Annotated in this window: 20 protein-coding genes; 6 read left to right on the forward strand and 14 right to left on the reverse strand. The window is 56.8% G+C overall.

What is annotated here, in order from left to right:
- Positions 1-98 precede the first annotated feature (98 nt).
- From ACVLVH_RS01640 to ACVLVH_RS01685, 10 genes are all read right to left on the reverse strand, one after another.
- Positions 99-1,385, reverse strand: coding sequence for an MmgE/PrpD family protein (locus ACVLVH_RS01640; RefSeq protein ID WP_312462699.1), 1,287 nt, complete (start codon positions 1,383-1,385; stop codon positions 99-101).
- Between the two features lie 16 nt (positions 1,386-1,401).
- Positions 1,402-2,166 (reverse strand): ABC transporter ATP-binding protein, encoded by a 765-nt coding sequence (locus tag ACVLVH_RS01645; RefSeq protein ID WP_192413038.1) that lies wholly within the window; start codon positions 2,164-2,166, stop codon positions 1,402-1,404.
- Positions 2,163-3,029 (reverse strand): ABC transporter ATP-binding protein, encoded by an 867-nt coding sequence (locus ACVLVH_RS01650; protein ID WP_192234809.1) that lies wholly within the window; start codon positions 3,027-3,029, stop codon positions 2,163-2,165. Before ACVLVH_RS01650 ends, ACVLVH_RS01645 begins: the two co-directional genes overlap by 4 nt.
- On the reverse strand, positions 3,022-3,957 hold the full coding sequence (locus tag ACVLVH_RS01655) for an ABC transporter permease (protein WP_192234811.1): 936 nt from the start codon (positions 3,955-3,957) through the stop codon (positions 3,022-3,024). Before ACVLVH_RS01655 ends, ACVLVH_RS01650 begins: the two co-directional genes overlap by 8 nt.
- Positions 3,954-5,024 (reverse strand): ABC transporter permease, encoded by a 1,071-nt coding sequence (locus ACVLVH_RS01660; RefSeq protein ID WP_312462696.1) that lies wholly within the window; start codon positions 5,022-5,024, stop codon positions 3,954-3,956. The genes ACVLVH_RS01655 and ACVLVH_RS01660 overlap by 4 nt, the downstream gene beginning before the upstream one ends.
- A 12-nt stretch (positions 5,025-5,036) precedes the next feature.
- Entirely contained in the window at positions 5,037-6,629 is a 1,593-nt protein-coding gene (locus ACVLVH_RS01665; protein ID WP_192413035.1) for an ABC transporter substrate-binding protein, read from the reverse strand.
- Positions 6,630-6,646: 17 nt separating this feature from the next.
- On the reverse strand, positions 6,647-8,074 hold the full coding sequence (locus ACVLVH_RS01670) for a M20 family metallopeptidase (protein WP_309837899.1): 1,428 nt from the start codon (positions 8,072-8,074) through the stop codon (positions 6,647-6,649).
- A gap of 133 nt (positions 8,075-8,207) precedes the next feature.
- Positions 8,208-9,122, reverse strand: coding sequence for a LysR family transcriptional regulator (locus tag ACVLVH_RS01675; RefSeq protein ID WP_192234817.1), 915 nt, complete (start codon positions 9,120-9,122; stop codon positions 8,208-8,210).
- Between the two features lie 205 nt (positions 9,123-9,327).
- On the reverse strand, positions 9,328-10,698 hold the full coding sequence (locus ACVLVH_RS01680) for an amidohydrolase (RefSeq protein ID WP_312462695.1): 1,371 nt from the start codon (positions 10,696-10,698) through the stop codon (positions 9,328-9,330).
- Positions 10,699-10,804: 106 nt separating this feature from the next.
- The gene (locus ACVLVH_RS01685; protein WP_498948527.1) at positions 10,805-19,402 is read right to left on the reverse strand and encodes a glycoside hydrolase family 94 protein; all 8,598 of its coding nucleotides are present in this window, start codon (positions 19,400-19,402) and stop codon (positions 10,805-10,807) included.
- 271 nt (positions 19,403-19,673) lie between these two features.
- On the opposite strand from ACVLVH_RS01685, the gene ACVLVH_RS01690 reads away from it, so the two are divergent.
- Together ACVLVH_RS01690 and ACVLVH_RS01695 are read left to right on the forward strand one after the other, a co-directional pair.
- Positions 19,674-19,835 carry a YnfU family zinc-binding protein gene (locus ACVLVH_RS01690; protein ID WP_217548267.1) on the forward strand — a complete coding sequence of 54 codons (162 nt, stop codon included), beginning with the start codon at positions 19,674-19,676 and terminating at the stop codon, positions 19,833-19,835.
- A 4-nt stretch (positions 19,836-19,839) separates the two neighbouring features.
- A complete protein-coding gene (locus ACVLVH_RS01695) occupies positions 19,840-20,085 on the forward strand; it encodes a hypothetical protein (RefSeq protein WP_101761527.1) in 246 nt (81 codons plus the stop codon).
- A 17-nt stretch (positions 20,086-20,102) separates the two neighbouring features.
- On the opposite strand, the gene ACVLVH_RS01700 is transcribed toward ACVLVH_RS01695, so the two are convergent.
- On the reverse strand, positions 20,103-20,375 hold the full coding sequence (locus ACVLVH_RS01700; RefSeq protein WP_498948530.1) for a hypothetical protein: 273 nt from the start codon (positions 20,373-20,375) through the stop codon (positions 20,103-20,105).
- 195 nt (positions 20,376-20,570) lie between these two features.
- On the opposite strand from ACVLVH_RS01700, the gene ACVLVH_RS01705 reads away from it, so the two are divergent.
- Both ACVLVH_RS01705 and clcA read left to right on the forward strand, forming a co-directional pair.
- On the forward strand, positions 20,571-21,047 hold the full coding sequence (locus ACVLVH_RS01705) for a YciE/YciF ferroxidase family protein (protein ID WP_101761525.1): 477 nt from the start codon (positions 20,571-20,573) through the stop codon (positions 21,045-21,047).
- A 166-nt stretch (positions 21,048-21,213) separates the two neighbouring features.
- On the forward strand, positions 21,214-22,596 hold the full coding sequence (gene clcA, locus ACVLVH_RS01710; RefSeq protein WP_498948532.1) for a H(+)/Cl(-) exchange transporter ClcA: 1,383 nt from the start codon (positions 21,214-21,216) through the stop codon (positions 22,594-22,596).
- 108 nt (positions 22,597-22,704) lie between these two features.
- Here clcA and ampR read toward each other — a convergent pair whose 3' ends face one another.
- Complete coding sequence (gene ampR / locus ACVLVH_RS01715) at positions 22,705-23,589, reverse strand: LysR family transcriptional regulator AmpR (protein ID WP_498948534.1); 885 nt, start codon at positions 23,587-23,589, stop codon at positions 22,705-22,707.
- Between the two features lie 116 nt (positions 23,590-23,705).
- Here ampR and blaPSZ point away from each other — a divergent pair, with 116 nt between their 5' ends.
- Both blaPSZ and ACVLVH_RS01725 read left to right on the forward strand, forming a co-directional pair.
- Positions 23,706-24,839: a PSZ family class C beta-lactamase gene (gene blaPSZ, locus ACVLVH_RS01720; RefSeq protein ID WP_498948754.1), complete on the forward strand. Its 1,134-nt coding sequence runs from the start codon at positions 23,706-23,708 to the stop codon at positions 24,837-24,839.
- Between the two features lie 65 nt (positions 24,840-24,904).
- Positions 24,905-25,045, forward strand: a complete 141-nt coding sequence (locus ACVLVH_RS01725) for a hypothetical protein (RefSeq protein WP_167391175.1) — start codon at positions 24,905-24,907, stop codon at positions 25,043-25,045.
- Here the strand turns inward: ACVLVH_RS01725 and ACVLVH_RS01730 are convergent.
- Positions 25,032-26,144, reverse strand: a complete 1,113-nt coding sequence (locus tag ACVLVH_RS01730; RefSeq protein ID WP_498948536.1) for an MFS transporter — start codon at positions 26,142-26,144, stop codon at positions 25,032-25,034. The genes ACVLVH_RS01725 and ACVLVH_RS01730 overlap by 14 nt on opposite strands.
- Complete coding sequence (locus ACVLVH_RS01735) at positions 26,141-26,683, reverse strand: TetR/AcrR family transcriptional regulator (protein ID WP_137387367.1); 543 nt, start codon at positions 26,681-26,683, stop codon at positions 26,141-26,143. Before ACVLVH_RS01735 ends, ACVLVH_RS01730 begins: the two co-directional genes overlap by 4 nt.
- Between the last annotated feature and the right edge of the window lie 29 nt (positions 26,684-26,712).

A 26,712-nucleotide genomic window follows, 5' to 3' on the forward strand; every position in this document is an offset into this window, starting at 1 on the left:
CGGCCGCAGGCAAATGCCTAAATTGACTATGTTTACCTGGTGCGCATGAATGCGCACTCGTTGTAGCGGCGCCATTCATGGCGGCCAATATCAAAAACTCATACCATCAACTCACGCATAAACCCCAAATCATGCTGTTGTTCGAGCTGCATCAGTTGCTGATAGATATTCCCAGCGTTGGGCAAATCCGCACAGCAGTCATGAAATTTCGCCTCGCGCTCCGCTGCGCTAAAAGGTTCATCGTGCGCGCCGCGCGCATGGCGACGTGAATGCACCATTTCGCGGCCATCTTTAAAGCGCAATGTGAGAATGTGCGGTAAATCGCGGCTTTCCGCTTCCTGTTCTGCCGTCCACGGCGACATGCTGATACTTGCCATCAGCGCGTTATCCGTCTGCGCCCGCACGCTTTGCGCGGTAAAGTCCGTGACGCTCAGCGCCCCTTTTTCCAGCATCATCGCCACACAATATTGCATCGAGAAGCGCGCCTGCATTTCATCCTGCGGCTGTGCATAGGCGAGGTTGCGCCAGTTGGCGATGCCCACCTGACAATGCACGCTTTTGATCTCGTCCAGTGATAGCGTCTGGCGCTGCTGCAAATCGGCAATGGCGTCGAGAATGCGATGCGTTGAACCGCAGCACGGATGCTTTTTCGGCATCACGCCGATGCGCTCGATAACGTGTTCATTCTCACAAGGCAACGCGGACACACTGAGTTTCCCCGCGTACAACTCAGCAAAACCCTGCGCGCATTCAATGATATCAGCGCGGCCTTGCATGCCAGTTTGCGCCAGCAGCGCGGCATCGACGGCGCTACGTGCGGCCATTCCGGCATGAAAGGGTTTGAGCGGCGTGCCGAACTGTCCTTTCACACCGCTGGCGAGACTCACCGCGATGCTGAGTGCGCGCGCAATGCCCGCCGCATCCATGCCCAGCAGCGCCGCAACGCCCGCCGCGCTGCCGATGCAGCCGACAGTGGATGTGCCGTGCCAGCCGGCGGTGTAGTGCTGATAGCCAATCGACTCGCCCACAAAGGCTTGTGCCTGCAGGCCAATCAGGTAAGCACGGACAAGCTGCGCACCATCGCATTGTTGCGCCACCGCTAGCAGTGCGGGCACCAACACCGCCGAGGCGTGACTCATGCCAGGCGCAAAGTTGTCGTCATAATCGATGGCGTGCGCGGCGGTGGCGTTAAACAGCGCATCCAGTGAGCGGGTGCGTGGGTGTTCGGGCCAGGTTTGCAGCACCGCGCGGGTTGAGAAATCATTGCGCCCCGCGACCATGCAGCCGAGCGTATCGGCAATGGCATCGCAGGCTAACTGGCGTGCATGAGGCGAGAAGGCGGGCGGCGTGAAGCACCACTGCGCCAGCTTTTCAATAAGTGTCATGAACGAATCCTCATAGTCAGGCCTCGCTGGCCGCGAGAAACTCACGCGTGTAGTTTTCCTGCGTCAGCCCTTGCCGCACGTTGTCGGCGCTCAGCTCTTCCAGCAGTTTGCCGTGATGCATGATGCCAACACGGCTGCACAGATGCGTAACTACGGCTAAATCGTGCGTCACCATCAGATAGGTCAGCCCTCGCTGGCGGCGCATGTTGCTGAGTAAGTTGAGAATCTCCGCTTGCACCGACACATCCAGCGCCGACGTCGGTTCATCCAGCAGCAGCACCGAGGGTTCAAGAATCAACGCGCGCGCAATCGCCACGCGTTGTCGCTGTCCGCCAGAGAGCTGATGCGGATAGCGATAACGGAAGGCATCGGAAAGTCCCACCGCGTGCAATACCTCGCTGATGCGCGCCTCATGGCGATCCAATCCGTGCAGCTTGAGCGGTTCACGCAGGCTGGCCCATACCATTTTGCGCGGATGCAGTGAGGCATACGGATCCTGAAACACCATCTGCACCTGGCGATAAAAAGCTTTATCGCGCTGTGGCTGCTGTTCGCGGTTATTGAACAGAATATGGCCGTGATAATCGTGATTAAGGCCAGCCAGAGCGCGCAAAATTGTCGATTTGCCGCAGCCAGATTCACCAATCAGGCCGTAACTTTCGCCGTACGCCAGCGTAAAACTCACGCTATCCACCACCTGACGACGACGCGTTCCGCTGCCGAAAGCGATGGTGAGATCGACCAGTTCGATGCTGCGTTCTGACGTTGGGATCATATTCATAGCGCCACTCCATCGCGGTAGCAGGGACCGTGAAGCCAGTTGGCTTCACGCAGCGGCACGCGCAGCATCTCAACCGGCTGATGCAGACGCGGCTGGCTGGCTAATAGCGCTTGCGTATAGGGATGTTGCGCCTGTTCAAGGCGGTCGGCGCGGATCTCTTCGACGATGCGCCCGGCGTACATCACCAACACGCGGTCACAGAAGCGCGACACAAGATTGAGGTCGTGGCTGATAAACAGCAGCCCGGTTTGGCGGCGCGCCAGTTGCTCGTTGAGAATGCTCAACACCTGCTGGCGCACCGTCACATCCAGCGCCGACGTCGGTTCATCGGCAATGATCAAATCCGGTTCCGGGATTAGCATCATAGCAATCATCACGCGCTGTCCCATGCCGCCGGAGATTTCATGCGGATAGCGCTGCGCGACGCTTTCGACATCGCGAATATGCACCGATTCCAGCATCGCCAGCGCCCGCAGTCGTGCTTCGCCTTTGCTGACACGACGATGCAGCCGCCAGGCTTCCGCCACCTGATCGCCGATGCGCATCAGCGGGTTCAGTGAGAAGCGGGGATCCTGCAGGATCATTGAGATGCGATTGCCGCGAATAGCGCGCATCTGTTTTTCGCTACAGCTGAGCAGGTCAATATCGCCAAACTGCATCTGATCGGCGCTGACGTGGCCGATTTTCGGCGTCAGCTTCAGCAACGCGCGGCAGGTTTGTGACTTGCCCGAGCCTGATTCGCCGACGATCGCCACTTTTTCACGACCGACCTGAAAACTAACGTCGCGCACCGCATGCTGCTCGCCATGCGCGCTGCGGAATACGATATTCAGGTTCTTGACCTGAAGCAGGGAATTAGTCATGGCGGATATCCATTACGTCGCGCAGGCCATCACCCAACAGGTTGAAGGCGAGGCTGGTGAACAGGATGGCTAAACCGGGAATGGCGGCAACCCAGCCGTTGTTAAGCATGAATTCACGCCCGGAAGCCAGCATCGCGCCCCATTCCGGGCTCGGCGCTTGTGCGCCGAGGCCAAGAAAGCCGAGTCCGGCGGCAGTGAGGATAATCGCCGCCATATTGAGCGTGACGCGCACCACCACGGAAGGCAGACACATCGGCACAATGTGGCGCACGATGATGTGCCACGACGATGCGCCTTGTAAGCGCACGGCAGCGATGTAATCCATTTTGCGGATGGCCAGCGTTTCGGCGCGCGCCAGACGCGCAATCGGCGGCCACGATGAGAGTGAAATCGCGATGATGGCATTCTCGATGCCGGGACCAAGCGCGGCGACGAACGCCAGCGCCAGAATCAGGCTGGGAAAGGCGAGAAAAATATCCACCAGCCGCATCAGAACGGTATCGACCCAACCGCCGAGATAACCGGCGGTGGTGCCGACCAGCAGCCCGAGCGGCGTAATAATCAAGGCGGTCAACCCGGCGATATACAGCGTGATGCGTGCGCCATACAGCAGGCGGCTGTAGATATCGCGGCCCAGCTCATCCGTGCCGAGCCAATGCTCAGCGTTGGCGGGTTGCAGGCGCAGCGCCAGATTTTGTGCGTAGATATCGTGGCTGACGATCCACGGTGCCAGCAGCGCGGCAGCGATAATCACCAGCAACACCAGCAGACCAAACAGCGCGGAGTGATTGGCGCAAAAGCGGCGCCATTGAATCCACATCAGCTGCACTTGCGCCTGCAACGGCGATTGCGGTGCCGGATCGCGCAGCCAGGCGCGTAAGCTCCGCGAGGCGGGCAGCGTCGGGGATTTGTTCACGGAATCGGTCATGGTTCCTCCTGACGCGTGCGGGGATCAAACAGGCGATAGAGCAGATCGCACAGCAGGTTGAGGGCAACGAAGATGGCACCAATCAGCAAGGTGCAGCCAACCACCGCATTCATGTCGCCGGCCAGCAGCGCATTGGTGAGGTAGCGGCCAAAACCGGGCCAGGCGAACACCGTTTCAGTTAGCACCGCGCCTTCCAGCAGCCAGGCCCACGACAGCGCAACCACGGTCAAGGTCGGCACCGCGATGTTGCGCAGCGCATGCACCCAAACGCAGCGCGCCCACGACAAACCTTTCACCCGCGCGGTAATGATGTACTCCTGCGAAAGCTGCTCCAGCATGAAGCTGCGCACCATGCGGCTGATATAGGCGAGTGCGCTGAGACCCAAAATCGAGGCGGGCAGAATGATGTGACCCAACACGTTGCGGAACACCTCCCATTTGCCGCTCAGCGCGCTATCAATCAACCAAAAGCCGGTCACCGGTTGCAGATCGAACTCGTAGATGAAATCAATGCGTCCTGGACCGCCAATCCAGCCCAGCGTGGCGTAAAATAGTAGCAACCCCATTAGTCCCAGCCAGAAGTGCGGCGTGGAGTAGCTGAGCAAACCGACAAAGCGCATCAGATGATCGAACCAGGTGTTGCGATACATGGCGGAGAGCACGCCCGCCGGTACGCCCAATCCCACGCCGATAATCGCCGCCACCGTTGCCAGCTCCAGCGTGGCGGGAAACACACGGGCGATGTCCTGTGCCACCGGATGGCTGGTGGTGAGCGCGATACCAAAATCATGATGCAGCAGTTGCCAGACGTAAGCGACAAACTGCTGCCACAGCGGCTGATCGAGGCCGAGCTGCTGGAACATCTTGTCGTACGCTTCCTGGCTGGCGTTATCCCCGATGATCGCCACCACCGGATCGATCGGCAGCAAACGGCCAATAAAGAAGGTGAGTGCGGCCAGCCCCAACAGCGTGCAACCGATCGAAATAACGCCCTTAGAAAGGCGTCGCAACAGACGCCAGCCAGCGGAAGGTGTGTTCTGTGCTAGCGGTGAGATCACCTGAGACATCAGCCACCTCCATTATTTACTTGCGTCACCGTACCAAACGCGGAAACCGTTCCATGTCCAGTTCTTCACCACGGCGTTAATGCCCGCGCTGTTGTACATCTGGAACATGATCGCCATCGGGCCTTTCTGCATCTGCTCTTGCTGCAAATCGGCGTACAGCGCGCTGCGTTTGCTGTCATCCGGCTCCAGCAGCGCGGTCTCCACTTTCTGGTTCATCTGTGGGTCGAAATAGGCGGCTCGCCAGCTCGGATACTGCGTGGCGCGCGCCTCTTTGCTGTTATCCGGGTTATAAACCAGACGCGAAGCGTTGCCGTAGGCATCCGGCACCGAGGTTTGCCACGCCATCATCGCGCTCTGGAACTCGCGGCCGCGCACGCGGCTAAACAGCTGCGCATTTGCCATGCGTTCAAGGTTGAGTTTCACGCCAATTTTAGCGGCGTTTTGCTGGATGCTTTGCGCGATCGGCGCTGAGTGTGGCAGCGTGCCAAACAGCACCGAGGCGCTAAAGCCGTTGGGATAGCCCGCTTCGGTCAGCAGCTGTTTGGCTTTGTCTAAATCGAGATGGAAGGGCTGTCCTTGTTTGGCATCCAGCGCGCCAAAGGCACCTTGCTGTACAAAGCTGGCGCGCGGCACGCCGAGATAAGGCATCACGCTGTTGCCGAGGCCGTCGTAATCGATCAGATAACGCATCGCCAAACGCACTTTTTCATTTTTGAAAATCGGGTCTTCGTTGTTGTAGGTCCAGAAGAACAGCTGCGGCTTCAGCACCTTCTCCACTTTGACCTTGCCGCCTTCATCCAGCGTTTTCAGATCATCTGCCGACAGATCGCGTGCGATATCCACATCACCTTGCGTCACCAGCAAACGCTGTGTGCCGGTTTCGGCGACGTGACGGATCAGAATGCGCTTCAGCAGCGGCGCTTTGCCCCAGTAGTTGGGTGAGGCTTGTAGCACCACGCCTTCACCGGCGTTCCAGCGCACCAATTGATACGGACCGACGCACGCCGTGTGGGTGGAGAGATATTTGTGGCCGAGATCGCTGTCCACCGCTTGCTTCTCAAGCAGTTTGCGATCCAGCAGCGATGAGACGTTATTGGCGGCGATTGCCTGCAGTACCAGATTGGTGGGATAGGCTTTGTCGAAACTCATCACCAGCGTTTTATCATCGGGCGCGGTGATGCGGTTATCAACATTCTCTTTGCTGAAGCCATACTCCTTGATGGCGGCGGCGTTGCCGTATCCGAGTTTCACCACGCGCTGCATCGACCAGGCTAAATCGCCTGCCGTCGCCGGTGAGCCGTCGGCAAACTTCAGGTTGTCCTGCAGATGAAAGGTGATGGTTTTACGATCGGCTGAAACGTCCCAGCTTTTCGCCATGCCGGGGTCGAGCTGGGTTTCATCGCTGACGCGAAAATCCACCAGCGTGTCACAGGTATTGGAGTAGATCTCGCTAGTGACCACTTCACCAATTTGCGCCGGATCCCAGGTGCTGATGGCGTCAATGTTCCATGCCATCACCAGCGAGTCGGGCGGCGTGGCGGCCTGCGAAGCGGCGCAGCAACCTGCTGCCAGCGCGATGGCGGCAGTGAGTGTTTTCATCGTCATGCTTCTCTCCTGAGTGGTTACAGATTGTCCGGACGTGGCTGAATCGGCGGCTTAACCTCCGCAGGGATCGGGCAGTGGTACGGTTTCTCGCTCACCTGTTCGAAGTGTGCTTTTTTCACCTGCGCCAGTAGCACTTTGTCGGTCAGCACATCCACCGCCGTCGCTGCCATCACTTTGGCGACATGCGACAGCGCTTTGTGCGCCGCGGGCATTTTGCCCTGCGCGGTAAGCTGCCATGAGTGGCCGGGCGTACCTATCGCCATGGTCGGCACGTGTGCCTGCACGGTGGGGATCACCCAGCTGACATCGCCGACATCGGTGGAGCCGATCATCACTTCGCCGTGAGTATCCAGCGGGATGATGTAGTCGCTGAGTGGTTTAGGATTGGCGGGCTTTACGCCGGTTTTGCGGTAACAGTTTTCGATCTCTTCGGGGGTTAAAGTAGCCTGAATTTCAGCGGCAAAGGCGAGGTCTGCCTGGTCAAACGGCACTGGACCCAGCGCTTCGAGATTGAACTGCATCGCCTGTTCCAGCGGGCGATTGCCGAGCAGATTGGAGACGGCGCTCATGATGCTGATATCGACCTGAGTATCGGTCATCATTGCCGCACCAGCGGCCACGCGCTTGACGCGCTCATTGAGATCAAACATGGCGTGCACATCGCGCGAACGAATCGCGTAGCGCACGGTGGATTTGGCCTGCACCACATTGGGCGCGACGCCGCCGGCATCAAGAAAAGCGTAGTGAATGCGCGAATCCTGCGGCACGTGTTCACGTAAAAACTGCACGCCGACATTCATCAGTTCAGCGGCATCCAGTGCGCTGCGCCCGAGATGTGGCGAGGCGGCAGCATGTGACGATCGGCCACTGAAGGCAAAATCCATCCGCGTGTTGGCTAATGACAGCGGTTTGGCGACTTCATGGTGCGCGCTTGGATGCCAGGTAATAGCAACATCGACGCCATCAAAGGCACCGGCGCGGGCCATAAAGGATTTTGCTGCACCGCCTTCTTCTGCCGGACAGCCGTAATAGCGTACGCGACCCGGCATGCCAGTTTCTTCGAGCCAGGCTTTCAACGCCGTTGCTGCCAGCATAGCGGCTGAACCCAGTAGGTTATGCCCGCAACCGTGGCCATGACCGTTGCCCGGCAGCGGCGAATAGTGCGCAACACCGGCTGCCTGGCTCAGGCCCGGCAGCGCATCGTATTCGCCAAGAAACGCGATGATCGGCCCACCTTCACCGGCTTCGCCCATCACGGCGGTGGGAATCTCCGCCACGTTCTCCGTGACGCGAAAGCCTTGCTGTTTCAGCATCGCGGTATGCTCCGCCACCGAGCGATATTCCGTATAACAGATTTCCGGCATGCCCCACACGCGATCGCTCAGATCACAAAAGTCCGCTTGATGCGTTTCCACCCATTTCCACACTAACGCTTTGTTTTCCATCATGGTCCTCAGCTTGGTTGGTCAGGTATCGCCAGAGGCGGCAGCCTCTCTGAACTCGCAGCATGGAGGAAAACAACAGCGTTAGGCCAATGAGCAATTCACACTCCCCATTCCAAAATTGCATAGTTTGCCGTCAGGCGGCGTCTGCCGTATCGCTGGCGCAAGCGCGCAACCACAGCTGTTCTGCCTGCGGGTTTTGCAGCACCGGCTGACGATAAAGCCGAATTGCTAGCGAGATATCCCAACTGCTTTCATCGGCACGTACCAGGTTGCCGCTGGTCAGCTCTTCGTGGATCAAACTCAGCGGCAGCCAGGCCACACCCGCGCCGGCCAACACCATCGCTTTGAGGTTCACCGACATGCCGTTTTCATACACGGCTTCCAGCGGCAGCGGCCGTTTACTCAGCATCTGCGCCAGCGCGTGGGCGAAGAAGGTGTGCTGGCCGTAACTCAGCCACGGAATTGGGCCGCCGTCAGCGCGTACCGGATAGAGCGGTTTGCCGCTGCTGTCGGGGCGACACACGGCGATAGCGCGCTCGCGGCCCAGTTGAATCATCGGGTATGCCGCCAGCTGATGAATTAAGGAAACAGCATCGTTGGCGTAGGTCAGCAGGAAATCGGTTTCACCGCTGTGCAGAGTAGAAATGTGTTCGACGAAGCTCGGCTTCTGATTGCATAAGCGGATATAGCTGAGGTGCGGCTGCAAATTTAGCCGCTGGATCCAGTCGGGAAAGAAGGTCAGCGAAAGGGTATTCAGCATCGCAAAGCGCAGCACGGCGGTGCGTGAACTATAACGCTGATGCAGATCGTTTCGCAGATGCGTCATGGAGAATACCGTTTCGCTGGCGGTGGCGAGAAAGGTTTGGCCTTCCGGCGTTAGGGTGACGGGATAGGTTTTGCGGTCAAACAGCGGCACGCCCAGCCACTCTTCTAGCTGGCGGATGCGCCGACTAAGCGCCGATTGCGTGATATGCCGCTCATTGGCGGCGCGGGTAAAACTGTAACAGCGGGCGACACTGAGAAAATCTTCAAACCATTTCAATTCCATAGCGCAGACCTCTTTGGACGAAAGGGAACGATAAGTCACAATTTGTTACACGCAAGAAACGCGCCAGTCTGCGGATGGCCTGATAGCTCGCGTATCAGCTTGATGAGATGAATAAACTGCCGCTGTTGGAGCAGCAACTGCACCCCGCAGGTGCAAGTGCGGATTTTCCCCGTAGGGTGCGCATTGATGCGCACCAAATCGAAATTTACACCTTTTTCAGGCTGCCAAACGTCTGTTTGCCGTTAAAGAACGTCGCCATCACCGGCGCGATGTGCGCAACAGCTTCCGCAGAGCAACTGGCGTTAACCAGCATCATAGTGGCGTGGTCCTGCGCTTTCGGCCATTGCTGTTCGCCGTGGCTATTCAGCGGCAACACCTCATTGGTGGCAATACCCAACGCGCGGCTCAGAGAATACTCATCCGGCCCACGATAGAGCTGCGAATAGACGTTGGCTTTCTCCAGCATGCTGCCGCTGCCAAAGGGCTGCCAGTGATCGGCGATGGTGTCGGTGCCCGACCACACCGGCACGCCAGCGGCGCGCAACTGCGGCAGCGGCATGATTACGCGACCAATCGGTACGGTGGTGGCGATACTAAACTGCTGCTCTTTCAGCTCCTCAATCATCGCCGTCAGTTCGTTACCCTGTAACGTCCCCAGGGCAAAGGCGTGGCTGAGGGTGACTTTGCCTTTTAGCTGCGGATTGTCGCGCACCGTTTTCAGCATGTAGCGAATCGCCGCCACGCCGTGCGGCTCGGTTTCGTGCAAGTGAATATCGATCGGTGCAGCGAAATCGAGCGCGATGCTGAACAGGGTATCCAGTGACTTCTCCATCGCGCCGTCAACGTTGGTTGGATCCAGTCCACCGACATAGTTCGCGCCCATCTTCATCGCTTCGCGCATCATGCCTTCGACGTTTGAGCGAAGTAATCCGTGTTGTGGGAAGGCGACAATGTCGGCATGAAAATCATCGCGATGGTTGGCAATCGCCTGCTGCAGATGCTCCAGACCGTGTAATTTGCTGACCGGATCGATGTTGCAATGGCTGCGTGCAGAACTGCTGCCTTTGGATTGCAGCAGGCCAATCAGTTTCCCGGCACGGATTTCAGAAGTCGGCAGCAGTTCGGGCAGGATCTGCTCTTCCTGATGGATCATATCGATCACGCTGTGGCGCGGCAGCGGCGCGCGCCAGCCTTCGCCGTAGAAGGTTTTATCGAGATGGATATGCATGTCGCGCGTGGCGGGCAGCAGCAGATAGCCGGCGGCGTCCCACGTTGGCAGATTAAGGCTGACGCCCGCAGGATGAATGGCGGCAATCTTGCCAGCATTCACCTCAACATCATACAAACCGGTTTGCGTGGCGGTGATCACATCTTTATTGCGGATAAAGGCTTCTTCCAGGCGCACATTGCGCAGCAAAAAGTGCGTGGCATCAACGCGGCTGGCAGGCGCCAGTTGGCAGGTTTCTACCGCCTGAATGCTGCGGCTCATGCCCGCGCTGAGTAAGGTACCTGCGGCGGTGAGTTTTATGCCGGCGGAAAGAAAATCCCGGCGATTGCCGGGTGATAAGAGGCTCATGAATTATTCTCCTTGTAGGGGAGAATAACCCTAAAATAGCCGCTGGCAGGGCGCTGCGATATTTTCCACTGCTGGCTAAGGTAAAAACTAATGACCTTAGTGATTGCTACTCAGCGAGATGAATTCGTACCTGATGATTTCCGACGTCGCAGCTGAGTGTGATGGCATCATCGGCGCTCAGCACATCATCCAGCCACAGCTTATAAGCGCCGGGCGTGCGCCGCATCTCAATCTCATAGCGCGCGGACCCTTCATGATAAATCACCTTCGCGCCCGGCCATGCTTTGGGCAGACGCGGACGCAGCCGCAATTTATCGCCGTGGCGCGTGATACCAAGCAGGCTTTCGATGATCAGCTGATAAGTCCAGCCCGCCGATCCGGTGTACCACGTCCAGCCGCCGCGACCTTCATGGTTCTCGGCGCTGTAGACATCCGCCGCCATCACATAAGGTTCGACTTTGTAAGTTGCAACAGCATTCGCATCCAGGCTGTGATTGATCGGATTGATCAGCGCCAGCAACGCCCATGCGCGCTCGACCTGGCCCATCTCGGCGAACGCCATAATTGCCCACAGCGCGCCGTGCGTGTATTGCCCACCGTTTTCACGGATGCCAGGCAGATAACCGCGAATGTATCCCGGATTGGGGCCTGCGCCATTGAACGGCGGCGTCAGCAGTTTAATCAGGCCGTTATCGCTATCCACCAATTGCTGATCGAGCGCCTGCATCGCCGAGGCGCATTTGTCGTGATCGCCAGCCGCAGACAGCACCGACCAACTCTGCGCGATGGCATCAATGCGACATTCGGCGTTGCGCTGTGAACCCAGGGTTTCACCGTTATCGAAGTAGCCACGCAGGAACCATTCACCATCCCAGGCGAGCTGATTCAGTGCCGTTTTCAGCTTTTCAGCTTGCTGTTCGCACAAGCTGGCGGCTTCCGGCTGATCGATACGGGTGGAGAGCGCGGCAAAGCGCGTGAGCACGCTGTAAAGGAAAAAGCCGAGCCAGACGCTTTCACCTTTACCGGCAATACCCACTTCGCTCATGCCGTCATTCCAGTCGCCGGAACCCATCAGCGGCAAACCATGCTCACCAAACCGCAGACCATGCTGGATGGCACGCAAGCCATGCTGCCACAGGTTTTCCTGCAGCTGACTGACGTTCGGCAGGCTGTAAACCGACTCTTCTTCGGCGGTGAGCAGTGGCGCTTCAAGATAGCTAATCGGCTGTTCTAACAGCGCAAGATCCTCCGTAGCGGTGATGTAGTGGCAGAGTGCAAAGGGCAGCCAGAGATAATCATCTGAGCAGCGGGTGCGCACGCCGCGTCCGGTGGGCGGATGCCACCAATGCTGCACATCGCCTTCAGGGAACTGGCGGGAAGCGCACAGCACCAGCTGATCGCGCAGTAAGTTGGGCGCGGCGTGGGTGAGCGACAACGTATCCTGCAGTTGATCGCGGAAGCCAAACGCGCCACCGGACTGATAATAACCGCTGCGCGCCAGCAAACGACTGGCCAGCGTTTGGTACAGCAGCCAGTTATTCGCCAGCAGATTCACCGCTGTATCGGGCGTCTGCACCTCGACTTTGTTTAACAGATTGCGCCATTGCTGCTGCACTTTCGCCAGTTCGGCTTCCGCCTGTTCGCTGGGAAGAAATTGCTGCATCAGCGTCAACGCCGCTGCGGTATCTTCCGCCGCGCCTAACACGAACACCAGCGTGCGCGTATCGCCGTCAATCAAGGTGGTCAGCGTTTGCAGAGTGGCGCAGGGATCGAGTCCCGCGCCGGTGTTACCCGACAAGCCTCGCGCTTGCATTATCGCTGGCTTGCGCGTCGAACCATTGCGGCCCAGACACTCAAGGCGATTACCGCTGAAAGCAATCTGATTGCCGGATGCGGCGAAGAAGGCGGTGCGCATCGATCCGCTGCTGGTATAGGGATTTACCGCCAGAATGGCGCTGCCATCTGCCACTATCGCCGCAGAAGTTTGTACATGGCGGGCAGATTGGCTCATCAGCTCACCCAGAACCCATTCGACGTAGCCGGTGATCGACAAATGACGGGTTTTGCCAGACAGATTACTGAGCTGAATCAGGGTGATTTTCGCCGCCTGCTCGCCAGCTACGAAGGTGGTGAGCGTGCTGCTAATGCCTTGCTCCTGATGCATAAAGCGGCTGTAACCCATGCCGTGCTGCGTCAAATAATCTCCGGCGCCGCGCATCGGCAGCGGCATAGGTGACCAGACATCGCCGCTCTCCTCATCGCGCAAATAAAAGGCTTCGCCCGACGTATCGCTGACCGGATCGTTGTGCCACGGCGTCAGGCGGTATTCATGCGCATTTTCATACCATGTGTAGGCCTGACCACTTTCTGAAATCACGCTACCAAACTGTTTATTTGCCAGCACATTGCACCAGGGCGCGGGCGTCTGCTGATGTGGGGACAACAAAATGTGATATTCACTGCCATCGGCGCTGTAGCCGCCGGTGCCATTAAACAACTGCACGCTTTCCGGCGCAGCGAGGCGGGCGGGCGCGGGAAAGGCCTGTTTATGCGCCAGGAAGCGGCAAGGCGGCGCCACCGGCTGCGGTTTTAACAGCACCGTCAGCTGGTCGGCCAAACTGCCGTTGCGGCCTTCCAGCACCACGGCAGCTACGCTGAGTAGCAGCGTGACATCTTCGGGCGCAAAGTGCTCGCTTTGGCGCAGGAAGATGCCGCCAGGCTTGTCGGTCAGCATCTGCATCTCGCCTGATGAAATCATTTTGATCAGCTGATTTTGCAACAGCTGCTGATAGCCGATTTGCTCGCCGTTGAGGATCACCAAATCTACCGTCAATCCTTTCTGGCGCCAGTATTGATGCGCTTTAATCAGATTGCTCACCAGGCTGACCTGGGTACCGTTTTCGATGCGCACCAGCACGATCGGTAAGTCGCCAGACAGCGAGTGTCGCCACAGCGACGATTGTCCCAGGCGATTCTGCTGCAGACGCTGGCTTTCGCCGCGCATTTCAGGGCTGGCAAAAATCACCGCGCTGGCGAGCTGGTTATACAAACTGGCATCTTCAGCGAGGATATTCAGCTGACGCAGCGCCACCTGGCTGTGAGAAGCCGCCATTTCAAATACCCGATTGGCGTAGACATTGTTGCGATACTTCTCAATCAAGCCAAGGCAGACATCACGCTGCGTGGTGACGCCATACACCAGATCGAGGGTGACGGATTTACCCGCTTTGATGGCGATTTTCTGGCGAATCGACAGCAATGGATCGAGCACCGCACCTGCGCTGCCGCTGAGTACGCCATCGGCTGCCATCGCCTGCGGATCGGCGGCAGTTCTGCCGCGACCAATAAACTGCGCGCGGTCGGTTTCATAATGCGTATCGCGCTCGCTGGTGCCGTGAATCAGCAGGGCGTGGAACATCCACAGCGGCTCGGTTTTCTCATCGCGCGGGCGGCGATGCGCCAAAATCGCTTCCAGTTCAGTGACGATTTCGGTTTGCACAAACAGGTTGCTGAACGCCGGATGCGCCATATCGCTGGCGGCAGAAGCCAGCACCACTTCCGCATAGCTGGTGATGTCTATTTCACGCAGCTGGCGTGAATGGTTGGTCAGGACGATGCGGCGGATTTCCACATCATCTTCTGGCGACACCACCACCTGAGTGCGGGTGCTGAGCGTTTCCATGCGCGATTCAAACTCCGCGCCGGCGTCGGTAAAGCGCGCAATGTGCTGCGGGCGCGCATCACCGCTGGGCTGGAACGTCGGGCTAATCAGCTCGCCGGATTGGCGATCGCGGATGTAGCAGAAGATACCGTGCTGATTGCTGGTGCCATCGGCGCGCCAGCGGGTTAACGCCAATCCTTTCCACTGGCTATACCCGGTGCCGGATTGCGTCACCATCACATGATAATTGGCATTCGACAGCAGCTGGATTTGCGGCAGATGCGCCGCCGAGCCGCTGAACTCGCGCAGTTCGGGCGTATCTGAACGCGGTTTGATCTCGCTGGTGTCAACGAACTGCCGACGCGGGGTATACAGCTCAATGTCATCCGGCACGCGCTCCTGCAGCAGCAAGTAGGAAGACTGGAAGCGCGCACTCGACATAAACCGCGCCACCATCGGCGCTTCATGCAGCAGGTGCGAAATCGCCAGAAAACCCATGCCCTGGTGGTGCGCCATGTAGGTTTTCACCGCGACAAATTGCTGGCCGCGCGCCAGGCGCTGCGCGGTGAAATCGAGCGCCTCGTAGAAACCGTATTTGCCGCAGGCACCCATTTTTTTCAATCGCATCAGGTTGTCGGTGGCCTGATGCGGCAGCACCATCAGCGCCAACAGCGAGGCGTAGGGCGCAACCACATGATCATCGTTGAGGCCACGCTTCAGCCCTAACTCTGGGGTACCAAAGGCTTTGTATTGATAGTTTTGGCTGTCATCGAACGCGGCGTAAGCCGACTCGGAGACGCCCCACGGAATCTGCGCGGCATCACCGGACGCGATCTGCTGCTTCACCGCCGACAGTGCCATTTTTTCCAGCAGCGTATCCGGGTAAACCGGCATCACCAGATGCGGCATCAGGTACTCAAACATCGAGCCGCTCCACGACATCACCGCCGGTTTGTTATCCAGTTGGGTGAACAAACGGCCCAGCACGAACCAGCTTTTTACCGGCAGCTGATTAGCAGAGATGGCGTAGTAGTGCGTCAGGCGCACTTCGGACGGGAAGAGATCGTAATGGCCTTTATCGAGCGCGCCGCTGTCGAGATTGTAACCCACGCTGAGCAGCGCGGTTTTATCAACATAGAGAAAGCGGAAATCCATTTTTGCATGATCTTCCAGCCGTCCTTCCAGCTCCAGCAAGGTCGCCATGCGTTCACGTGCGGCCCACATCACAGACGCCGCGAGCTGAGAATGGAGGCCGGGGCGATGACGCTCTAACTCACTCAGCCACAGCAGAGAAGGTAAGGCGGCAGGCAGATCATCATCCGGCGTGAGCCAGCTGAAAAACAGCGTCCACTCCTGCTGCAAATCGCTGAGCTGGTGGATAAACCGTTCGAACCATTTCACCTGCAACAGCGGCAGCTGCATCTGCGCCAGCAGAATTTCACTCTGCGCGATCAGCGACGAGAGATGACTGGCAATCGCAACGGGCGCGGCCTGTTGCAGCGCATCAAACTGCGCGGTTAACTCATCCCAGCGATCGTTACGCTCTGTGCCCATCTGCGCTTTCGCCAGCAGCAAGGTGTCATGCAGACCGGCCATGATCACTGGCAAGGCGAGCACCGGCAGATGCTTCCACTGCGCAAGCCCGGCCTGCAGGGTGGCGAGGTGCGCGGCGAGATTGCCGCTATCGACGGTGGAGACGTAGCGCGGATTTAATGGCTTCAGCGTGTAAGTGTCATACCAGTTGTAGAGATGTCCACGAAAATGCTCCATGCGATCGAGGCTATCCAGCGCGGCGAGCGAACGGGCTATCACCGGTTTCTGCGTAATGTAGCCAAAATCCCATGCGGTTAAATTGGCCAGCAGCGACAGGCCGATATTGGTTGGCGAGGTGCGATGCGCCACCACCGGCTGCAACACTTCCTGAAAGTTATCCGGTGGCAAGTGGTTATGTTCGGCGGTGACGAAATCTTCAAACCAAGCCCAGGTGTGACGCGCGGTGTGGCGCAAAAACTGTTGCTGCTCAGCGGAGAGCTTTTTCTGGAGCGAATGGGCCGGTTTACTCAACTGCCACAACAGCCACGGCGTGATTAGCCACAGCAGCGAGATCGGCAACGCCAGCGCAATCAATTCAGGATTAACCAGCGCGGTTAAAAGTGACAGTGCAACGCCAGCTGCTGGGTTAAACCACATCGCCTGATAAAAATGGCGCAGTGACGGCGTGGGCGATGAACTGCCCGCCGAGGCGCTTTTCCATTCATGGAGAAACTGCCCGCTCACGTTGAGTCGCCACAGCGTGACGATAATCGCCTTCAGCGACCAGTAGCTTTCATGCGGTAGTGTCGCCAGCGTCAGTCCCGCGCGGCTCAGGCGCATTAACGCATCCAAAGACAGGATAGAGAGATGATGCTGCCAGGCGCGCGTCTTGCTTTTGCGCATGCCTTCCATGCTCAACGCTAAGGCGCTGGGCAACAGCAGGAACAGCGCAATGCAGCCGAGCCAAAACGGCGGATTCGCCACCCAACTAAATGCCAGGAACATCAGCAGCAGCAAGGCGGGCGCAATCAGACTGCGACGCAGGTTGTCGAACAATTTCCAGCGCGACAGTGCACTGAGCGGATTGGCCTGATAGCCGCCATCCTCCAGTCGCACGCGTAGTTTCAGCCAGTTCAGCAGCTGCCAGTCACCGCGTACCCAGCGGAAACGCCGCGCGACATCGCTGAGATAGTTATCCGGATAGTGTTCGTACAGCACCACATTGCTGACCACGCCAGAGCGCGCATAACAGCCTTCCAGCAAATCATGGCTGAGCACCAGATTTTCCGGGCAGGTATTACGCGTCGCGCGGGTAAAGGCCGCCACATCGTAAATGCCTTTGCCGACAAACGAACCTTCGCCAAACAGATCCTGATAGATATCGGAAGACATCGATGAATACGCATCGTTGCCCGGCACGCTGCTGGAGAGACGCGCGTAGCGGCCCTGGCCAAAGGGCGGAATCTCCTCCGCCAGACGTGGCTGCAGAATGGCATAACCTTCCACCACGCGATTCAGGCTGTCATCAAACACCGGCGCATTGAGCGGATGCGCCATAATGCCAATCAGCTTATGCGCGGTTTCTCGCGGCAGAATGGTGTCGCTATCGAGGGTAATGACGTATTTCACCGTGCGCATTTGCGCCTGGCTGGCACCGACGATGACGTTAAATGTCTCTGCTTCGCCCTGCAGCCAGCGATTGAGCGCATGCAGTTTGCCGCGCTTACGCTCATAACCCATCCACACGCCCTGCGAAGGGTTTAGCACACGGTTGCGATGTAGCAGAGAAAAAAGCCCATCACTGTGCGACTTGCTGCTGTAACGGCGGTTGAGCGCCTGAATTTTCAGCACTGCATAACCGATGATTTCGGCATCATCGTCATCGTGTTCGGCCGCGCTGTCGGTGAAATCAGCCAACAGCATAAAGCTGATGTTGTCGAGCGCGTTACCGAGATAGCTGGTTTCCAGCGACAGCAACAGCGCATCGGTGCCATGTTTGCTGCTGATTAAACAGGGGATCACCACCAGCGTGCGATCGCCATCCGGTACCGTCCGCTCGTAATCAAGTCGCGGAAGCGGTACCGGATGGCGGGTGCGGGTTGTGACTTCGCTGAGCAGCTGCAGGGCGAGCTGGCTGCTGATTAAGATCACCGCCGGCACCAGTAACAGCCACAGCACCACCGACATCGCGGATTGATGAGTGAAAAACAGCGCTTCGGCGCTGAAAGCGGTAGTCAATAACGTCAGGCTGCCCAGCCAGGAGAGCAGCGGCGTTTGGCTGAGATGATGGCGCGCCTGATTAAGCCAGGAACGGCGCGGCTTTAGCTGTTGCTCAAGCTGCGCGCGCCCTTTATCCAGCAGGAAGTAACCAATATGCTGTTGGCGCGCTGGCAATGCGGCCTGACGACTCAGCGCCAAAACCTGATTAGCAACGTTTAGCTCGTCGAATTCGCTCTGGCGAGCCAGCTCTTCAACCACATGCCGATATTGATCGCGGCTGTCAAAATGCATCTGCGGATAAATCCCGGCGGGATCCTGCGCCAGCACTTGCTCGACCAGGCTCAGCGACTCCACCAAATCCTGCCAGTTGATTTCGCCAAGCTGGCGCAATCCGGCAATGCTGTTGCTGACCGAGAGCTGACTCAGTGCCAGCTGGCGGTTGAATTGTTCAATCACATCCGCAGTATTACGCCCGGTGTTCAGCAGGTGTTGCTCCACCCAGGTCAACGCCAGCGAGTGATTCTGCCCATTCAGTTTGCGCGCCAGTTCGGCGACAAACGCTCCGGAAAGCTGATCGTTTTTGTGCGCCATATCGGCGATCACCTGAATCACGCGAGTGGCGTCCCTGGCGGAGTGATGAACGATCTCATTAATCCACGCTTCGGCCTGGCTGCGCTCCTGATGAATCTCAGCAACGCCTTGCGCAATACGTGCGAGGTTATCGAGCAGCGCAAAGCGCAGCATGGCGGGAAGCGCCCAGAGTTCACCCATCAGCAGCGGCGTCACGCGTTGATAAGCATGAATAAAGGTCGCCAACACTGCTGACTCTAAGCGGCCATCACTGTGGCTGATCATCTCATCCGCGATCGCCTGAATACGCAAAGAGTGCGCGGGGTCTTTCAGCGCAGGTAAGCCCTGACCAAATTTGGTGGGCAACAGATGGCGCACCATCCGAATTTGCTCTTCGATAATATAAAAATTATCCAGCAACCATTCGCCAGCCGGTGTCAAATTACGCTTCTCACCGGTACTTAATATTTCAGCGCTTTTTATCAGCGCCTGTTCGTTTTCCGCCAGCCGCTGCAATAATTTATAGCTTTTTTTGGCGTCGGAAAGATGATGCGTTTTTGCCAGACGCTCGCCATATATTTCCATTTGCCGCTCGGAAAAAACATCTGGCCGGTTCGCCTGGTAAACACCGCTGTGATGTAAAAACTCAAAACTACTGCGTGCCGTTGCCGGAAGCGCACTACTGCTAATGAATGACCCGGTGGGAAGTTTATTTTTCATAATGGCGTCGCAAAAAATCCAATGGATTATAAAAGTCAGCACTATCAACAGGAAAGTCGACGGTATAAGAGAGGGCGAGGGAAAATACTTGTCTTATTTGAGTATAGTGCCAAATCGATCTTACGGTTGGTTTATAAAATAAAAGTTAATTTAAAACATTTAACTGAACGTAATGATGGGGTTGAGGATCTTTAACGTTGTTGTCAAGTGTGAGTGGCAATGAAAAAAATCAGGTGTGTTAGAATCAGTTAACGGAAAAAGGAAATAAATTATGAGCTGGTTAAATCAATTTTTAGAAAGCTTATCACGCCGGGAAGTCAAAACTCAGTGTCCAGTCTGTAAAAAGTTTTGCCCACAATCTTCCTTAAAGCAAGCGCGCGGACAGGCTATGTTGTGCCCGCACTGTAAATCACTGTTTATTGCCGAGGAGTAAGCGAATGCGCCATATTCTTGAATGGATTGATGTAAATGAACAAGCGCCCGGCTACAAGCAGGAGTGCATCGTGCAATTTGAAAATGGTGAGGTGCAGGGCGGCTGGCTTTATGGCGGGCAATCGCGCAGCGGCGAGCATATTTTCCTTGAAGCGCATGCGGAATATGAAACCAGCATGGAGGTGAATTTTTGGATGTCATTGCCGCCAGCGCAACCGGACCAACTCGCTGCGTTTCATTCTCCGATATGAAAGAGCACAAGATAATATTATCGCTCATATTCGATAAATGACCGTTGCGCTTCAGCCTGATCGACAAACTGAAAAGCGTAAGGATGTATCAGTTGTTCATCACAATACCAGCAGTCATTAACACGTTTAAAAACGTCACCCTGATGAAAGGGTTGAACTTTATCCAGGCGCATAACGGCATATTTGCCATTGTTGAAGGTAACTTCATACAGAGAAATTAATCCGAGCGGCATTAATCTGCGTTCGTGAATAATTTCGCCGTTGAGATCTGGCGGCCCTGGCTTTTTCATTATGTTCTCTCCGATTGACCTGGTTTAAGTCTGGCAATGATTTAAACAATGCGGCGAGTTTATTTTCAGGCTTCGCTTGTGAATTATCTATTGTCCGCCAGGATTAAGTCAGGCTTATGTGCCGGCGTAATTCCTTATTCACTCTCGCCCACGTTTTTACCTATCTGATATTCTATTCTACAAAAAGGCCATATTATGACGATTAAAACACTGCAAGATCTGTTTGTGCATGATCTCTCTGATATTTACAGCGCAGAAAAACAGATCACCAAAGCGTTACCAAAAATGATTCGCGCCGCCTCTGATCCTAATCTGGTTGCGGCTTTTAAACAGCACCTCGAAGAAACGCGCGGACAAATTGAACGTATTGATCAACTGGTTGAGCTCACGGATGGCGTGCAGATCAAACGAATGAAATGCCATGCGCTGGAAGGTCTGGCCGAAGAGGCGCAGGAAATTATCGATGAAGTAGAAAAAGGGCCGGTTTGCGATGCTGGACTGATCGGTGCCGCACAGAAAGTTGAGCACTATGAGATCGCCACCTACGGCACCTTGCGCGCCTTAGCTCTGAAGCTGGATTATCAGGATGCCGCCAGGTTACTGGGTGAAACGCTGGAAGAAGAAAAAGCCACTGATGAAAAACTGACGCTGATTGCTGAAGAGCAGGATTAATTCCTCGTAGACGAGGTTGATGCATCGGCTAAAAATGCCCAACCTCTTCGATCCTGAAAAATCCGCTTGCGAATTCCTGGGTTAAAAATCACTTCATTCTCAGTATGCTAATCCCTATTTTTTCAAACTAACGTTTGAACACTGTTCTGAATACAGAGGGATTTGCATGTCTGCTCATCATCACTCCGCAGAGCCCAAAACGATATTACGTGCTGGGCGCTTCTTATTGATGCAGAAACTGTTACGCCGCGACAAAACGCCGATCGCACTATTACTGCTGGCTGCGCTGGTCGGTGTGCTAACCGGTTTGGTTGGCGTGGCCTTTGATAAAGCGGTGAATTTTGTGGTGCAGACGCGATTGAGCTGGCTAGCGGATGCTGGTGACAATCTGCTGGTGAAAATAATCGGTGCGTTTTTCCTTTCGGCATTATTAGGCGCTATTGGCTATTTCCTGGTGCGACGCTACGCGCCAGAAGCGGGCGGATCGGGTATTCCTGAAATCGAAGGCGCGCTGGAGGAGCTCCGACCGGTGCGCTGGTGGCGCGTACTACCAGTGAAATTCATTGGTGGCATGGGCGCGTTAGGTTCAGGCATGGTGTTGGGTCGCGAAGGGCCAACCGTGCAACTGGGTGGCAATATCGGCGGCATGTGTGTCGATCTGTTCCGCGTTAAATCTTCTGAATCTCGCCACACGTTGCTAGCAACCGGCGCAGCCGCCGGTTTATCGGCCGCCTTCAATGCTCCGCTGGCGGGCATCCTGTTTATTATTGAAGAGATGCGTCCGCAGTTTCGTTACAGCCTGATTTCCATCAAAGCGGTGTTTGTCGGCGTTATCGTCTCCAGCATTGTTTTCCGCGTGTGTAATGGTAATGAGGCGATCATCAATATTGGTCAGTTGCAGGATGCGCCAACTAATACGCTGTGGCTTTATCTGGTATTAGGCGTGTTATTCGGTGGCTGCGGCGTGGCATTTAATCGCTTCATTTTCCTCGCGCAGGATCAGTTTCAGCGCTTGCACCAAGGTCGCGTGGCAGCTTGGGTGATGTGGGGAAGCTTACTGGCTGGCGCGTGCGGCGTGATTGGCCTGGTGCTGCCACAAGCCATCAACGGCGGGATTGCCCTGATCCCCGATTTCTCCAGCGCTAGTTACAGCGCGCTGGCCTTGTTTCTGCTCTTCGCACTGCGCACGCTCATCACTGTCTGCTGTTTCTCTTCCGGCGCGCCAGGCGGTATTTTCGCCCCGATGCTGACGCTAGGCACGCTACTCGGCACCTGCTTCGGCCAGCTCTGCATGCAGTGGCTGCCGGGTTTACATCTGGAGCCGGCAACCTTTGCCGTGGCCGGTATGGGCGCGCTGTTTGCGGCGTCGGTGCGCGCGCCGCTGACCGGCATTGTGCTGGTGCTGGAGATGACCAACAATTATCAGCTGATTTTGCCGATGATCATTACCTGTCTCGGCGCAACGCTGGCCGCGCAATTCTTCGGCGGCAAACCGCTGTACTCCGCACTTCTTGCACGCACGCTGGCGAAGGCGAAACAGATAGCGTAAGGCCTGGCTTACGTGCGGGCGCTGACACATCTGCTGCGGCGCGAGGACCACCGGACCAAAAGTGACTCCGGCCTGCGCATTCGCGCTATAAATCACGTGTTCGTTTAATTAGTGCGCACCGGGCAAAAAGGTATTCATCAACCAGCCAGAAAACGCGGTCATCGCGGCGCTTTCGTGCCGCGATTGCAAACGCGTTAACCAGTAGCCGCCGAGATCGATTTCAGCGGCGAAAGGGCGCACCAGCTTCTCACTTTGCAGCAGGTGATTGAAAATCCTCACCGGTGCCAGCGCAATCCCCGCACCTAACAATGCCGCTTCAATCATCGTCAGCGACGAGTCAAAAATCATCACCGGATGCGCAGGCGATGGCGCATGTTCGTTAATGCTTTGCAGCCATTGGCTCCACTCATCACGGCGGAATGAGCGCAGCAGGGTAAATTTGTGCACGTCTGCAGGCTGTTGCAACTGCCGGGCAATGTCCGGAATACACAGCGGTGATAACGGCGCAGGACAAATAAACTGCGCCTCGGTGCCGTGCCAGGCGCCGCTACCAAAGCGAATGGTGTAATCGTGGCCTTCGGCAGCCGGATCGACGCGATTGTTGTGGGTGGAGAGTTGCAGCTCAATGTGCGGATAACGGCGGTTAAAATCCTCTAAGCGCGGCAACAGTAAGCCGGTGGCAAAACTTCCCACCACGCCAACTTTCAATTTTTCACGCATTTGACCGGATGAGAAACGATCCAGCGTATCGGCAATCCGATCGAAAGAGTCGTTGAGCACCGGCAACAGGCTTTCGCCTTCTGTGGTTAGCATCAATCCGCGCGACACCCGCACAAACAGCTGGCAACCGAGCTGCTGCTCCAGCGATTTTACCTGCTGGCTCACGGCTGCATGGGTTACGTGCAGCTCAATCGCCGCATTAGTAAAACTTAGATGACGTGCAGCGGCTTCAAAGGCTCTGAGCGCGTTCAGGGGAATATAGGGTCGTGTCATGCGCCAACCTGTAAGATTTTCTATTGTCTGACGCTAAAATTAACAGTTTGTTGCACCCTGTCAAAGTGGTCAAACTGCCTGCGGAACAACAACCCGGAAGGTTAACTACAGTGAAATTGATTTCTCAAACATTGATAGCAACAGCGCTGACCTCGGCGTGCTCCATGGCGTTTGCCACCACGGCAGATGTGCAAGCAACCGTTGATCGGGCGATCAAACCGCTAATGCAGCAGCAATCGATTCCCGGCATGGCGGTGGCGGTGGTGGTTAAAGGCCAGCCTCACTATTTCACCTGGGGCATGGCGGATGTCAAACAGCAGCGCCCGGTCACCCAAGACACGCTGTTTGAGCTGGGTTCGGTGAGTAAAACCTTCACCGGCGTGCTGAGTGGCGTTGCGGTGAATAAAGGCGAGATCGCGCTGAGCGATGCTGCCAGCAAATATTGGCCGGCACTGAACACGCCGCAGTGGCGCGACATCACGCTGCTGCAGCTGGCGACTTACACCGCTGGCGGCTTGCCGCTGCAGGTGCCCGATGCCGTGACCGAAGAAAAGGCGCTGGCGAACTTCTATCAACGGTGGCAACCGCAGTGGGCGCCGGGCAACACGCGTCAATATGCCAACAGCAGCATCGGCTTATTTGGCTGGCTGGCGACGAAACCCAGCGGGCTGACTTTTGAACAGGCAATGCAGCAGCGCGTATTCACGCCATTGCAGCTCAAGCACACCTTTATCACCGTGCCTGACGCCGCGAAAAATGCTTACGCATGGGGCTACCGCGAAGGCAAACCGGTGCGCGTGTCGCCGGGCATGCTGGATGCTGAAGCCTATGGCGTGAAGTCGTCGATTAAAGATATGGCGCGCTGGATGCAGGCCAATATGGATCCGCAGCAGGTTAACGATAAGCCGCTGCAGCAGGCGCTGGATTTCGCGCAAACGCGTTTCTATCGCACCGATGCGCTCTATCAAGGTTTGGGGTGGGAGATGCTGGATTGGCCCGCTCAGGCGGAGATGGCGGTGAAGGGCGCGGATAACAAGGTGGCGCTTGGGCCGCAGCCGGTGCGGGATGCCGAATCACATCCGCGTGTCAGCGCGTCGTGGGTGCATAAGACCGGCGCGACCGGTGGGTTCGGTGCTTATGTCGCCTTCATCCCGGAGAAGCAGGTCGGCATTGTGATATTGGCGAACAAAAATTATCCCAATACCGAGCGGGTTAAAGTCGCGATGCAGATTCTGAAAGCGTTGCAGTAAGCGTATGGGGCGAACGCCTCGCCCCATCAACTACACTTAATGGGTGATCAACAAAGGAGCTTCAGATGAGCAATCACCCTAAAGATAAACGCGACGTGAATGATGAAAAGCATCCCGCCAAGGACAATCCCAGCGAACACGGTGAGATCCCCAGAACGCGCGATGACAGTGAAGACGACAAAAAAGATCCGTTTAACGACGAATAACAAACATCATTAGCAACGGCAGCGCGGCAAACAGCGTTAATGCGGTTGGCGCGCCTGCCAGCATAAAGAGTTGTCCAAACAGCAGCGATCCCATCACCTGACCCGCCGCCAATATAAAGAACAAGATGCCTACGCCGACGGCGGGGGCATTCTTAGTTGCTTCTGCGCCCCACACCAGCAACACGCCCGAGAGCGTAACATACGCCGCGCCACCTAACGCCACGGCGGGAAACAGCCAGGCTGAATAGTGATGGCTGCACGCCAGCAGCAATAAGGGCACGGCAAGGCAGCATTGCGACAGCCAATAAACCCGCTTCATCCCCATCCATTTCGCCATCGGGCCGGTGAGCGCGCCGATAATGCCTGCTGCGCCAGCGATGAGCCACAACAGGCTAACCATGCGGTCGCTGACGTGAATGTGATGCAGCAGATCCGGGCCGAAGCTCCACCAAGCCGCGCTGGCGACGCCGCTGAACAGTGCAATGAAGATAAGGCGCTGCAGCGAACGCTGCCGCAGGTGGCTTAACCAGGATTCACGTTGAGCGTTTTCACTGTGATTGGGTAGCAGGCGCCAAATCGGCACCAGGCAGATCATCGCCAGCGCGGCAAAAACCGCACAGGCGATGCGCCAGCCGCCGGGCAGCCAGTACAAAATTGGCACTGACAACATAATGCCCATGCTGGTTCCGGCATTGATAACCGTGTTCATCTGCGGCTGTTGCTCAGCCTCAATACGCTGGCTGACGGCGCTCGCTAACGCAGGCGAGGCGAGACCGGCGCTCACGCCAGCGATAAACAATCCGACGCCCAGCATCCACGGCGATACCGCGCTCGCGATGATCAACAAACCCAACGCGGCACACAGCGCGGCAACCGCAGCAGGAAATCGCGGCCCGGCGCGGGCGGTCATCATCGGCGCGATCAACACCGCCACACAGTAAGCGGCAAAGCTACAGGCCGAAAGCACGCCAGAAACGCGCCGGGTAAAGGGGATGTCGTGCATCACCTCGGGCATCATCAAGCCCCAGGCGAAACGCGCCATACCGTAGGTCACCGCGATAAGTGCAAATCCGGTGATGCCGAGCGCCGTACCCTTCATGTCTGTTCACTGAACGCGATAAGCTGCAGCGCGGCGTTTTTACCGGCTTCGCACGCCTGCGCCGCGCCGATGATCAGCGCGGAAGTCAGCACACCTTCAAACAGCAGCCAAACCGCATCCGCTAGCGCGACATGCTGCTTGCCGAGCGCCTGCTGAATGGCGCGTGCAATGTAATCGCGCATCTTGTGGCGGTAAGCCAGCGCCTGTTCAGCTAGCGCGGCATCTTCTCCGGCGTATTCGCCCCATGCCTTGAGAAACAAGCAGCCATTATTGCCGTATTGCTGCATCCAGTCGGCCATCGCATCGAACATATGGCTGACCGCTTGCGGATGGTCCGGCGATTGCAACGCGGCGAAGAAACGATCCTGTCGCGCCTCCAGCACCGCGGCCGTTAGCGCTTCACGCGAGGGGAAATAGCGATACAAGGTGCGCGTCGAGACATTCGCCTCGCTGCAAATGCGATCGGTGCTGATGGCGTGAAAGCCGTTGAGATAGAACAGCCGCTCGGCGGCATTGATGATATCGAGTTTCTTTTTCATCCTTAAAAAGTAAACCGATCGTTTTACTT

Source organism: Kluyvera sp. 1366 (genome assembly GCF_054823405.1).